Source organism: Microbispora cellulosiformans, assembly GCF_008728085.1.
GTDB lineage: Bacteria > Actinomycetota > Actinomycetes > Streptosporangiales > Streptosporangiaceae > Microbispora > Microbispora amethystogenes.
The window spans coordinates 564,687-577,217 of the sequence record NZ_VYTZ01000001.1; the positions used below are offsets into that span (position 1 = coordinate 564,687).

The 12,531-nt window shown below is 74.3% G+C and carries 12 protein-coding genes; 1 reads left to right on the forward strand and 11 read right to left on the reverse strand.

The genetic code is table 11. The features are described from left to right. Positions 1-37 precede the first annotated feature (37 nt). A complete protein-coding gene (locus F5972_RS02285; protein WP_150930566.1) occupies positions 38-538 on the forward strand; it encodes a methylated-DNA--[protein]-cysteine S-methyltransferase in 501 nt (166 codons plus the stop codon). A 68-nt stretch (positions 539-606) separates the two neighbouring features. On the opposite strand, the gene F5972_RS02290 is transcribed toward F5972_RS02285, so the two are convergent. From F5972_RS02290 to F5972_RS02340, 11 genes are all read right to left on the reverse strand, one after another. Beyond that, positions 607-1,590, reverse strand: a complete 984-nt coding sequence (locus F5972_RS02290) for a hypothetical protein (protein ID WP_150930568.1) — start codon at positions 1,588-1,590, stop codon at positions 607-609. Positions 1,591-1,613: 23 nt separating this feature from the next. Beyond that, positions 1,614-2,303: a hypothetical protein gene (locus F5972_RS02295; RefSeq protein ID WP_150930570.1), complete on the reverse strand. Its 690-nt coding sequence runs from the start codon at positions 2,301-2,303 to the stop codon at positions 1,614-1,616. A gap of 110 nt (positions 2,304-2,413) precedes the next feature. Beyond that, positions 2,414-6,247: a bacterial transcriptional activator domain-containing protein gene (locus F5972_RS36870; RefSeq protein ID WP_191909903.1), complete on the reverse strand. Its 3,834-nt coding sequence runs from the start codon at positions 6,245-6,247 to the stop codon at positions 2,414-2,416. Then, positions 6,244-6,645, reverse strand: a complete 402-nt coding sequence (locus tag F5972_RS02305) for a pilus assembly protein TadG-related protein (protein ID WP_150930572.1) — start codon at positions 6,643-6,645, stop codon at positions 6,244-6,246. Before F5972_RS02305 ends, F5972_RS36870 begins: the two co-directional genes overlap by 4 nt. Positions 6,646-7,046: 401 nt before the next feature. Then, the gene (locus F5972_RS02310) at positions 7,047-7,427 is read right to left on the reverse strand and encodes a TadE/TadG family type IV pilus assembly protein (protein WP_191909904.1); all 381 of its coding nucleotides are present in this window, start codon (positions 7,425-7,427) and stop codon (positions 7,047-7,049) included. Positions 7,428-7,498: 71 nt separating this feature from the next. Next, complete coding sequence (locus F5972_RS02315) at positions 7,499-7,942, reverse strand: TadE/TadG family type IV pilus assembly protein (RefSeq protein ID WP_225311104.1); 444 nt, start codon at positions 7,940-7,942, stop codon at positions 7,499-7,501. A gap of 203 nt (positions 7,943-8,145) precedes the next feature. Beyond that, positions 8,146-8,400, reverse strand: a complete 255-nt coding sequence (locus tag F5972_RS02320; protein WP_150930578.1) for a hypothetical protein — start codon at positions 8,398-8,400, stop codon at positions 8,146-8,148. Next, positions 8,400-9,446: a type II secretion system F family protein gene (locus tag F5972_RS02325; protein ID WP_150930580.1), complete on the reverse strand. Its 1,047-nt coding sequence runs from the start codon at positions 9,444-9,446 to the stop codon at positions 8,400-8,402. The genes F5972_RS02320 and F5972_RS02325 overlap by 1 nt, the downstream gene beginning before the upstream one ends. Then, positions 9,443-10,414, reverse strand: a complete 972-nt coding sequence (locus F5972_RS02330; protein WP_150930582.1) for a type II secretion system F family protein — start codon at positions 10,412-10,414, stop codon at positions 9,443-9,445. The genes F5972_RS02325 and F5972_RS02330 overlap by 4 nt, the downstream gene beginning before the upstream one ends. Beyond that, complete coding sequence (locus tag F5972_RS02335) at positions 10,411-11,730, reverse strand: CpaF family protein (protein ID WP_150930584.1); 1,320 nt, start codon at positions 11,728-11,730, stop codon at positions 10,411-10,413. Before F5972_RS02335 ends, F5972_RS02330 begins: the two co-directional genes overlap by 4 nt. Further along, the gene (locus F5972_RS02340) at positions 11,727-12,530 is read right to left on the reverse strand and encodes a MinD/ParA family ATP-binding protein (protein ID WP_225311105.1); all 804 of its coding nucleotides are present in this window, start codon (positions 12,528-12,530) and stop codon (positions 11,727-11,729) included. The genes F5972_RS02335 and F5972_RS02340 overlap by 4 nt, the downstream gene beginning before the upstream one ends. Position 12,531 lies beyond the last annotated feature (1 nt).

Consider the following 12,531-nt stretch of genomic DNA (forward strand, 5'->3'; position numbering starts at 1 on the left):
GACCAAGCCCAAGACACCACATGGACGTGAACAACCGATGATCCTCACGCAGATCGTGCCCACCCCCGTGGGCCCTCTCGCCCTGCTGGCCCGTGACGGCGTGCTCGTCGCCGCGGGCTTCACCGCCGACCCCCGCGAGATGTACGCGCGGCTCTCGCCGTCCCTGCGGACGCTCCCCTTGCGGGAGGACGACCTCGGCGACGCGGCGCTTGCCGTCCGCGAGTACCTCGACGGGAAGATCGACGCGCTCGACCGAGTCCCGGCCGAGCAGCCGGGCACCCCCACCAGGCAGCGCCTGTACGAGGCGCTGCGCGCCGTGCCCGCCGGCACCACCGTGTCGTACGCCGTGCTGGCCGAGCGGGCGGGGCTGCCCCGGACCGCCGCGCGGGCCGCCGGATCGGCCTGCGCGCAGAACCTCGTCGCGCCGTTCGTGCCGTGCCACCGCGTGCTGCCCTCGACCGGCGGTTACGGCGGCTACTACTACGGCACGCCGGTCAAGGAGTGGCTGCTCGCCCACGAGTCCGGCGTGACCGCTTGAGCCGGGCGACGCGATGAGCCGAGCCGCCCGGCAAGCCTGATGAGCCGCCCGGTGAGCCGGGCGGCCGGTCAGTTCCGGACGACGCTCTGGACCTCCCCGACGGGCACGTCGCGCTGGGCGTTCACCTGGATCGGCGCGAAGGCGATCGGGGCGTAGATGAACGGGTCGCCCGCGCCACCGCCGAGGTTCTGGCCGTTGCCCTCGACGTTCCAGGTGGTCGTCACGGTGAGCGTGTAGACCTTGTTCGGCTGGTCGATGGAGGAACGCAGGTAGCGCACCCCGCATGGAGGGTCGTCGTCCGAGCCCTTGGCGGCGCCCTTGACGTACGGCACGCCGGTCTCGCCGCACCGCGCCTCGAAGACCGTGGCCCGGTCATCGCCGGTGCCGGACTTGATGTGCATGCTGTTCTCGGCCGGCTTCGCCGTGACGGTGGCGGACATGACCCCCGGCAGCGTGGCGGTGACGGATCTGGGGGCCTGGTCGGCGCCGTCCAGCCAGACCCACGTCCCCAGGTTCACGTAGCTCTTGGCATCGGGGCTCAGTTTGATCGTCGGCTCGGGGACGGTCAGCGCGGCCCGGGCGAGCTCCCTGAGCTGCTCGAACGTGATGCCTCCGGCGGGCGTGTCCCCCTCCGGCACCCACACGAGCGGATCGCGCCCGGCCGCGCACGCCTCCCCCTTGGGGTCGCCCGCGTTGTACCCGATGCCCCACCACTGGCCCTTCTCGTCCAGCTTGCTGGAAAACTTGTCGAGGTCCGGCCGGTAGTCGCCGCCCGTCTCCACCGACTCCTTCTTCTCCCGCGCCTTGAGGTCACGCGCCTCGTCGGCCGTCATGTTCGGCTCGTACCAGCAGGGATTGGGCATCTGGTAGCCGTTGCCGTTGCCGCCGATCCCGCTGCCGGAAAGCGTGATCTGCGAGTTGGTGAGCCTGACGCCGGCCTTCCTGTCGTGCTGGAAGGCCTCGCCGTGCGGCCCGTCGCCCTGGTCCGCCGCCGCGGGCGGCGTGGCGAGCGGCGTCAGCACCGCGAGCAGGCTGCCTGCCAGCAGGGACATCACCGCGATTGTCGGTCTCGTGCTCAACGGAGGCACTCCTTAGCGCGCTCGTCCGGATAGTCCGCGTGGTGGTACATGGCGATTCGCCAGGCGCCGTCGCCCCCACGGCGCAGCCCGGCGTTCTGCAGGAAGACCGCTCGCGGGCGTTTCACCCAGGAAGGCTGGGCCGCCAGCGGGGTGCCCTCCTCGTCGGTCAGCCGGACACCGGTCAGGTCGACGCAGGCGTTCGTCTCGGCCCCGCGTCCCATGATCGCGGGTACGGTCATCGAATAGATCTTGGCGACGCCCCGGGCCGAGCGTCCGTCCTTGAGGAAGCTGTGGACCCATTTGTCGGCGTCCCGGTAGGCCGACGACTCCGGGTGGAGCCCCTTGGTGTAGGACCGGTCCGCACCGGAGGTGCCGACGGCCCGCCACTGCGCCGTGAAGTCGTCGGCGAACGCCTTGACCACGGCCGACTGCACCGGGTCGAGCCCTCCCGGCCACTCGATCTCGATCCGCAGGCCGGGCGCCGCCGTCACCACGTCGCCGCCCATCCCGTCAGCCGTGTCGTCGCCGGTCACCCCGGTCGCCGCGCCCGCCGCCGCGGCGGGCGCCTTCGCGCCGCCCGGGGTGAAGCCGTGGTCCTCACCCGGCGTCGAGCAGGCCGACGTGAGCAGCGCGCAGGCCGACACGAGCAGTGTGGCCGCCGCTGTGGCGAGTGCCGGACGCGTCAAAGGGGTCCTCCGCAGTACGCGATCCCCCGCCGGGCCCACCCTAGAAAGGGTCGCCGGCGATGATCCAGCGTCATGCACGAATCGGCATGGGTCGGGCATCGGCGCTCCGCTCAGGCGAGACGTTGGGTTCGGAGATCGGGTGAGAGGGTGCGGCGCCAGTCGGGCAGCAACTCGTCGATGAGCGCCTCGGTCTCCGGGGCCATCCCGCCGCCGTACGGGTGGGAGGCCGAGCGACGCACCAGGCCGTCGACGACCGCCCGCAGCCGGACCGGCTCCCCGGTGGCGTGCGAGGCGCGGAGCAGGTCGCGCCACAGCCCCTCGTCGTCCGCCGCGAGCAGCAGCCCGGCGCGGGCCGCCGCCACCGCGCCGTACGGGTCGTCGCGCCGCAGCCTGATCTCGCACAGTTCGTGCGCCGCGTCCGCCACCCAGGCCGTCACGTCGTACTCCAGCGGGTCGGCGGCCAGCCAGGCGTACCGGTCCGGCGGCCTGCCGCTCAGCAGTGGCCCGCGGACCAGCCGCAGCGCCCGGTTCAGCAGGTCCTCCTCGACCTCACCGGAGGAGGACGTCCCGGCCCATTCGCTCGCCTGCCGTACGAGGTCCTGGAACAGCCGCCAGTCCGTACGGATCTCCGGCCCGAGCCGCAACCGCCCGGACCGGTCGGCGAAGAGGTGGGGACGCCCCTCGGAGTCGCGGCCGAGCCATTCGGCGACCCGGGCGATGGTGGCGTCGCGGACCGCGGTCTGCACGCCGCGCGGCCACAGCACCCCGGCGAGGACGACCGGATGCACGCCTTCGGGATGCGTGGCGAGATAGACGACGAGCTCGTGGGCGAGGGCCGCCCGCCCCTCTTCGAGGGGGTTCACCGGGCTGATCTCGATCGGGCCGAGGACGCGCACCTCGATGGCCGGGGGCTCCTCGCTGAGCCGCTCCGTCACGGGGGTGAGCGGCTCGCTCTCCTGCCGCAGCGCGGTCCGGAACAGGCCGACCACCGCGTCGTAGTGCCGGCGCGGCAGCAGGTGTGCCTCGATGTCCAGGCCCAGGGCGTCGACGCGGGTCCGTCCGCCGTCGGTGACGTCCCACTTCCAGGTGGCGTGCGGCACCTCACCCGCGATCACGAAGCCGCTCGCCGTACGGGTGCCCTTGCCGAGCAGCGCCAGCCGGCGTGCCTCGTCCTCGTCGGGCCGGATGGCCGACAGCAGATAGTGGGGGGTGTAGGCGGGATCGGCCACCCGGCTGTGCACGCGGCCGGTCAGCACGTCGCCGTCGTGCCGGCCGCGCTCCTCGAACTCGGGCAGCACCTCGGCCAGGCTGCCCGCCGTCCTGATCCGGTCGGGCGCGAGCAGGGTGAGTTCCTCGCCGAAGCCGACGAGCGTGAGACGCATGTCGTCGGACCAGCGGTTGGTGGCGAGTTCCACGGCGAGCGCGGACAGGGCGGCGACGGTGTGCGCGCCGGTGATCGCGATGATTCCGTGGGCGGCCTCCAGGTCGACCAGGACCCGGCCGCCCTGACCGGTGCCGAGCGAGACCAGCCCGGGGTAGGGCGCGGGCACCCCGGCGAGCGCGTGCTCGTCGATGCGTCGCCCCTCGTGGGCCGGGAGCCGCCAGACCTGCCCGCCGTCGCAGGCCTCCCACGGCTCGGGCGCGTGCTGCTCGGCCGGGTGGATCCACAGGTCGAGACCCCGGCTGGACAGATGCACGGCGTAGATGGTGGGCGGCCGCCTGCCTGAGTCGGCCAGCAGGCGGCCGAGCAGCCGAAGGCCGATGTCGAGCATCCGGCTGCCGGGGGCGTCGGCGCCGAGGCGGATCGCGACCTCGGCCTCGGCGGCGTCTCCGCGTGGCCGCGCGATCCGCCGTCCGAACGCCCTGCGCCACAGTTGCTCGCGCCGTTTGCGGCCGAGCAGGGCCAGTAGCCCGGCCGCCGCCAGCGACGACGCCGCGAGGTAGTCCGCGAGCACCGGCCCGCCCCGCTGCCCGTCCTCCTCGGCTCCGCCCCCGCCGTGGTCGCCGGCCGCCGCGGCGGGCGCGCCGTGGGCATCGGCCGGCGCGCCGGGTGAGGAGGCGGGCGGGGACACGGACGGCGACACGGACGGGGAGCCGGTGGCGTGGCGGCCGGGCCCCGCGGCCTCGGCGACGGGCCGGTTACGCACCGGGGGCTGCCCCTCCTCCCGCGCGGACCCCGCACCGGGCTGCTCGGACGCGTGATCGCCCGGGTCCTCGGCCGGTTGCTCGGTGGGTCGTGCCTCGCCCACGGCGGCCGGTTGAGCGGTGGTGGTCGTGATCGGCCGGGGCGTCCGCGGCGCCTCGCCCGTCGCGTGAGCGTCCGGCGTGCCGGCCTTGCCCGTGGCATGGGGGTCGGGGGCTGCGGCACGGCCGGTGGCGTGGGCGTCCGGCGTGGCGGCCTTGCCGGCATGGGCGTCGGGGGTGGCGGGCTTGCCCGTGGCGTGGGCGTCCGGCGTGGCGGCGTGGCCGCTGTGTCCCGGCTGCTGCGCCGCGGAGGGGTCCTGCGGCATCGCGGGCGGCGGCAGCACGACCCCCGGCTTGCCCGGCTGGGGGGTCACCCTGCCGGGCTCGTGCCGTACGTCGCCCTGATGCTGAGCGGTCCCCTCCGGCCGCGGGGTGGCGGGCCCGGCCGTCGGCGGGGTGTGCCGCGCCTTCCCGCCCGGCCCGGCCGGGGCGTCTCCCGAGCCCTGGTCGGGCAGCGTCGTGTCCCTTTCCCCACCGGCCGAGCCGCCTGCTGAGCCGCTGGGGGCACCCGTTCCGGCCGAGACGCGCGGATCGGGCGTGGCGTGCGGACGCTCGTGGGCGCCGCCGGGCGAGCCGGTCGTCGTGTGAGGGGTCGGGCGGGGATGCGCGCGGACGTCGCCGCCCTTGGCGTCCGCTCCCCCGGCGCCGCCGCCGTAACGGGTGGTGCCGTCGAGTTCGGCGGGGGCGTTCCGGTGTTCCTTGAGGATCTCCGGCCGGTCCTCGTCGACGGGCACGACGTGGACGTTCCTGGCGTCGTCCGGCATGTCGAGCACCCAGCCGGGGCGGATGAGGTCGGCCATGTGGAGGCGGCTGCCGTCGGGCTGCTCCTTGTGCTGGTTCAGCTGGTAGATCTCCGGATAGCGGCGCCCGTCGCCCAGGCACTTGTCCGCGATCTCCCAGAGGCTCTCGTGGTGACGCCCGTGCGGGGGCTGGACCACGTAGACCTTCTTGACCTCCCTGGCGTGCAGGGCCGGCCGGTCCGCTTCGGTCTGGGGCACCGGCGCGGCCAGCACGGCGGCGACCGTCTGCGCCTTGATCACGACGGGCGCGCCCGCGCGGGCGATGGGCACCACCGCGGCGGTCGCCGTGAACAGCAGCAGGACGGCGCCGACAAGGCGGTTCGCGAGCGCCTGGGTGCCGCCCGACAGCGGCACCCGGGCCGGCATCCCGACCCGGCGCAGCCCTGCGTACACCTCGACGATCACGCACAGGAACAGCTGCAGCCAGGCCAGCCACACCAGGAGGACCAGGATCGCGATGATCGTTTCCGGGCCGACGTGGTCGGTGAACAGGTCCAGGTTCAGCAGATCACCGCTGATCGGCGGCCCGGCCAGCCGGAGCAGCGCGTACGGCACGCCGCCCACCAGGGCGACGAGCGCGATGAACGCCCCGATGCCGGCGAACACGTCCTTCGCCCCGCGCCTGGACCGCGGCCGCACCGACCGGTCGTCGCGCCAGTGCTCCGGCGCGCGCTGGGGTGCCAGCACGGACGGCATGCCCTCGGGACGCGGTCGCGGTCCCCGGCCGGGGTCCTGACGGACGGCCTGATAGGAGTCCTGGTAGGTGTCCTGGCCGGGAGTGCGGCCCGCACGGCCGGGGACGCCGCGCGGCGGCGGCGCGGCGGCACGGCCCGGCCACTGGGTCTGCCCTGCGGAGTCACGGGCGGAGTGCCGGCCCTGCGGCGTGGACCTGTCCGTCATTCCTCCCCCGGATCCGGTGCGGCCGTGGCCTCCGCCTCCATGTCGGAGCCGGCGAAGCCGAGCGCGGACAGGAAGAAGGCGTCCCAGTGGACCGCCACCCCCACTGTGACGTCCGCCTGGCCACCACCCACCGTGCAGTCGGTCATGCGTACGCCTTCGGCGTCTCGGTCCGTCGCGATCTCCTCGGCCCGGCCGCACACCGCGCCCTCGTCGGCGAGCAGGCGCACCTGGCCGGAGGCACGAAGGGTCTCGACGTCGATCTGGTCGGCGGCGGCGCGGGCGGCCTGCTCGGCGATGTCGGCCGCCTTCAGCCGGGCGTTGATGGCCGCCCCTCCGTCTACGAGCAGCCCGGCCAGCAGGAACACCGCGCCGGAGAAGAGGACCACGAACACCGACATGGAGCCCCGTTCCGCCCCTCTCCGCCGTACGGCCCGGCGGGCGCGACGCGCTCCTGCACCCGGCGATCCGGGCCGGGCACGCGCGCTCAGCCACCCCGGCCGCGAGGCGGCGGCGCCCGGCGCCGATCCGGAAGCCGGTCCCGAGGCGGAGCCCGACGCCGAGGCACAGCCCGACGCCGGGGCACAGCCCGACGCCGGGGCACGGCCCGATGCGGGGGCGCGGCCCGATGCGCGGGCAGGGTCCGACGCCGGGGCGCAGCCCAATGCAGGGGCGCGGCCCAATGCGGGGGCGCAGCCCAATGCGGGGGCGCGGCCCAATGCGGGGGCGCGGCCCGATGCGCGGGCAGGGTCCGACGCCGGGGCGGCGGCCGGTTGTGGGGCGGGGCGGGAGAGAGGGATCATTACTGCACCCTCCGGAACTGCTCCAGCGGCACGACCGAGGTGCCCGACATCTGCTTGCCCGCGCCGAAGCCGAGGATCGCCAGATCGAGTTCGCAGGTCACGGTGGCGCGGACGACCGCGAGATGCTCGTCGGTGCTCATCTTCCATTCGGTGCCGGACATGTCGACCTGTGGCGAGCATTCGCCGGAAAGGGCCGCTTCGGCGGCCTCCCTGGCGGCCGACTCGGCCTCCGACTGTGTGCGCTGAACCGAGGCGGCCCGCGCGGCGTCACGTGCGGCCCCGTTGACCTCCCCCTGCGCCTCCACGATGCGGCCCGCCGCGACCAGGAACAGCAGGAACAGCAGGAAGAGCGGGGCGAGCATGACCGTCTCGGCCGTCATCGAACCGCTCTCTCCTTTCTTGACGACGTGCGGAGCCTGGGCGAGTCGTGGGACCGGGGCGGAGCGGAAGGTCATTCGCACCCCTCCGAGCCGTCGTCCGGGCGGAAGCACTCGACGGGCCCGCCGAAGCGCGAGGTGATGTGGATGGCCATTTCGGGCAGCAGCGGCACCACCAGCACGGCGTCGCCGGTGACCTCGATACCCCGCTGGTCGCCCTGCTCCCACGCCTTCGCCTCGGCGTCGCGCAGCAGTTGCGGGCCGATCGCCTGCACGATCTGCCGGGCCTTGCCCTCCGCCGCCTCCTGCCAGCCGTCGGACGAACCCGCCGCCCTGGCGACGCGCGCGCCCTCCCGGGCGGCGGCGTCGGCGACCTGACGGCCGTGGAACCAGAGCGCGACCTGGACGATGAGGAAGACGATCGCCAGCACGATCGGCATCAGGATGGCGAGCTCGATCACCGTCGCGCCCCGCTCACCCCGCCGCCCGCCGCCCTTCTCGCCACGCGGCCGTCGCACGGAGCCGCGAGAGCCGCACGGCCCTTCGGCAGGCGACCGGTCGGCGGAGCCGCATGACCCGCCGCCACGCCGTCCGGGGGCGGACCCGCGCGGCCCGTCACCGCACGGCTCGGCGCCGAGCCGTGCGGGACCGGGCCCGGACGGCTCGGCGGCATGTGGCCGGGGACGGGAGCCGCGCGGCCCGCGTCCGCCCTGCACCCTTGTCATCCTCCGCCGCCGCCACCGCCGCCGCCACCGCCGCCACCGCCGCTTCCACCACCACCGCCGAAGCCGGTCTCGATGTCCGCCTGCCGCCCCTCGACCAGTGTCCTGATCAGTGTGGCCAGGCCGAGCGCGACCCCGGCGATGATGGCGGTGATGATCACCCATTCGACCGCCGAGGCGCCCCTGGACGGTGCGGTCCTGGCGCGGTCGAGCCGTACGTGGAGCACGGCGACCAGATAGTGAAACCAGAGCATCAGGCCCCCAACATCTTCATGGCTGCCGGAAAGGTAAGGAAGATCACGAAGCCCGCGCACAGCAGGAGCTGGGCGACGAGCATCGACTGGGACCGCTCGCCCGCCTTGCCCTCGACCTCCGCGAGCTCGCGGCGGCGCAGGGTGGCGGCCCGTGCGGTGAGTGACGAGCGCACCTTGGCGCCGTCGTCGGCGACCAGCCCGAGGGCGGCCGAAAGGTCTCGTAGCTCGTCGACGTTGATCTCCTCGCCGAGCTGGCCGAGTGCCTGCCATGGGGTGATACCGACGATCCGGGCGTTCGCCAGTGCCTCGCGGATGCGCTCCATGGCCCAGTTCGCGCCGGGGGCGGGCCCGGCCGCGTTCGCGGCGCCGTTCACACCGCCGCTCCCGGTGCCTGTCGAGGCGCCGGCGGCCGTGCCGTTCAGCGTGCCGTTCAGGGTGCCGTTGAGCGCGCCGGGCGCGGCGGCGGGGCTGCCGACGGAGACGGCCATCATCAGCGCCTCCGGGACGCCCCGGCCGCCCGCGAGGTTCATCGCCACGAGGTCGAGGAAGGCCCCCACGGCGTGCCGGAAGTCCCGGCGCCGTTCGGCGGCGTCCCGTTTGATCTGCAGGTCGGGCAGCAGGAAGAAGACCACACTGACGACCAGGGCCGACCACAGTGGCACCTGCAGCGAGACTCCCCACCCCATCAGCGCCAGCCAGCCGACGAGCAGCGGGAACGCCAGCAGGCCGGAGACCCCCAGCAGCAGCTTCGTCGCCAGGAAGCCCTCGAACGACCTGCCGAGCAGCGCGAGGTCGGCCTTGGTCGAGCGCACCTCCCAGCCGCGGCTCTCGTAGAAGGCGGCGAGCCGGACGCCGAGCGTACGGCGGAACTCGCTGACGTTCTCTTCCGGCGCGATCAGGGGAGCCCGGGGCACGCCCGTGCCGTCACGGGCCTGGTCGAGCGCGGCGAGCCGGGCGAGCAGGCCGGGCCGGGGCGGGAACAGCGCGCGCAGCAGCAGGAAGATCCCGAGCCCGAGCACCACCCCGGCAAGCACGGTGTTGATCACGGCGTCCTCCCTTCGGCCGCGAGACCACCGACGGTTCCTCCGGCGGGGGCCGGCCGCGTCTGGGGGCGGGTCTGCGACGGAGAGATTTCGGCCCGGGGGTGCGGGGCGAGGATCCGGGCGGGCTTGTCGAAGTGGGCGAGCCGCCGCATCCACGCGAAGCCCGCGCCGAACAGGCCGGCCACGATGACCAGCACGGCCTGGCCGAGCACGGAGTTGTACTCCTCCACGTAGGACCGGTTGAACACGACGAGCGTGCCGGCGAAGACGAGGGCGGTGCCGACGACGATCTGCACGCTCTTGCGGGTGGACCTGCGCTCGGCCTCGACCCGGCGGCGCATGTCCAGCTCCTCGCGGGCGGAGACGGCCAGGGCCGAGAGCACGTCGCGCAGGCCCGGCCCGCGCAGCCGGGCGTTGAGGATCAGCGCCGCCACGACGAGGTCGGCGGAGGTGTCGTCCAGCTCGTCGGCGAAGATCCGCAGCGCGTCCGAGAGCGGCATTCTCATGTGCAGGCGGTCGACCAGCGCCCGCAGGTGGGGTTGCAGCATCGGGGCCGCGGCCCGGATCGAGGACGGGATGGCCTGCTCCAGGCCCGCGGCGCCGGCGATCGTGTCCCGCAGCGACTCGGTCCAGGCCGCGAGGCCCTCCAGCCGCCGCATCGCGGCCCGCTCCTCGGCCGCGCCGCCGGTGAGCCCGCGCCAGGCGATGACCAGCAGCACGGCGCCTCCCGCGATGACCGGCCACCCCGTCACCACCAGCACCAGCACGCCCGTGATCAGGGCGACCGCCATCCTGGTGGACAGCGCGCGCAGCAGCGCCGTCCGTTTCGCCTTGCCGTCGGGAGAGGCGGGCCGGGGACGCACGCCGTACAGCGCCAGGGCGAGGAGGAAGATCCCGCCGCCGGCCATCGCGCCGGGCAGCAGCACCAGCGGGTCGAGCAGGTCCTGGGGCACGGGCAGCAGGCCGCTCATCGCCACGCTCCCATCGCCGGGTCGTAGCCGTGGGCGGCCAGTTCGTCCGCGCAGGAGATCGGGGCGTGCGGCACCACGTAGCCGCCCGACATCGCGAACACCTCCGAGGACAGCACCCGCCCGTCGCAGCCCGTGACCTCGCGCACGCTGGACACGTAGCGGCGCAGCGTGCCGCCCCGGTGGTAGTCGTTGCGCTTCTCGATGAACACCACGAAGTCGATGGCCCCGGCGATGAGCATGTGGGTGGCCTCGATGGGCAGCCGCTCCGTGGCCTGCAGCGCGTAGGTCGCGATGCGGTTGAACACCTCCATGCTGGAGTTGGCGTGGATCGTCGACAGCGACCCGTCGTTGCCCTGGGTCATCGCGTTCAGCATCGTGACGATCTCGTCGCCCAGCACCTCGCCCACGATCACGCGGGAGGGGTTCATGCGCAGCGAGCGGCGCACCAGCTCGGCCATCGTGATCTCTCCCTGCCCCTCGGAGTTGGGCAGGCGGTGCTCGAAGGCCACCACGTTCGGGTGCAGCTCGGGGAACTGGTCCAGCCCCAGCTCAAGGGCACGTTCCACGGTGATGAGCCGCTCGGTCGGCGGGATCTCGTTGGCCAGCGCCCGCAGCAGCGTCGTCTTGCCGGCGTTCGTCGACCCGGCGAGCATGATGTTCTTGCGCGCCGCGACCGCGGCCGTGAGGAACCTGCCCACCTCGGGGGTGAGCGTGCCGTTCCCGACGAGGTCGGAGAGGAACACCTTGCCGAGGCGGGACCGGCGGATCGACAGCGCGGGCCGCACGGTGACGTCCATGACCGCCGAGAGCCGCGAGCCGTCCGGCAGGCGCAGGTCGAGCTGCGGGTTCGCGGTGTCGAAGGGCCGCGACGACAGGCCCGAGTAGGCCGCGAGGATCTGGATCAGCTCGACCAGCTCCTCGTCCGACTCCGCGACGGGGTCGTGCATGAGCTCCTGGCCGTCGGCGTAGCTGACGAACACCCGGTCGCACCCGTTGATGTCGATGTTCTCGACCTCGGGGTCGTCCAGCAGCGGCTGGAGGCGGCCGACGCCGAAGAGGGCGGCGTGGATGCCCGCCGCGAGCGCCTCCTCCTCCTCGGCGGTCGGCGGCGTGCGCCCCACGCCGATCTCGCCGCGCGCGAACTCCTCCAGCACCTGGGCGATCAGCGCCCGGGCGAACTGCCGTTCGTCCTCCCCCGACATGGGCGGCAGGCCGCTCGCCTGGTCCAGCCGCCGCTGGTGCGCCAGCCGGTCGCCGACCTCCTGCCGGAACCGCTTCACCAGGCCGTGGTCGACGGTCCGCCCCTGGGCGCTCACGACCGCACCTCCGGCGCCCGCCGCGTGATCCGGCCGCCCGGCTGCCGCCGCGCCTGCTCCGGCTCCTCGCCGCCGCCCGCGAGGTGCGTGGCGAGGCGGGTGGCCAGCTCCCGAGCCGTACGGATCAGCAGGCTGCGGTCGAGCTTGCCGCCCCACTGGCCGCGCAGCAGCTCCGCGCCCTTCGGGTCGTGCGCCAGGCCGCCGACGAAGGCGACGTCCCAGCCGGACACGATGCGCCGGATCTCCTCCAGCGAGGTGCGGTACGACCGGGGGTCGGCGATGACGACGACGCCGGCCTTGCGGCCGAGCAGCGACAGCCGCTCACGCAGGTGGGCGACGTGGTCGAGGTTGGCCCGAGTGAACAGCACCACCAGGTCGGCCTCGGCCATGAGGTCGTTGATCGGGGCGTGCAGCCCGAGGCGGCCGCAGTCGGCGAGCACGTCGGCCTGCGGCAGGGAGGCGAACGCCCGGCCGAGCGGCCCCCACAGCCAGGTGAGGCCCGCCGCCTGCTCGCCGTTGGTCAGCCCGGCCAGCACGTCGAGGCCGCCGACGAGCTTCTGCGTGTGCTCGTACAGGAGATCGGTGTGGAGCCCGCGCCGGGCGACCGCGCCGAGGCTGAGCAGGCCGCGGCCGGGGTTGAGCACGCTCCCGTCGATCCCGGGCAGGCGGTAGGCGAGGTCACCGCCGGACGGATCGCACTCGGCGAGCAGCACCGGGCGGGGCCACACCGCGCCGAGGGCCGTCGCCGCGGTGGTCACGCCGGGCGCCCCCTTGTCGGCCGCGAGCACGATCAGCGCCACG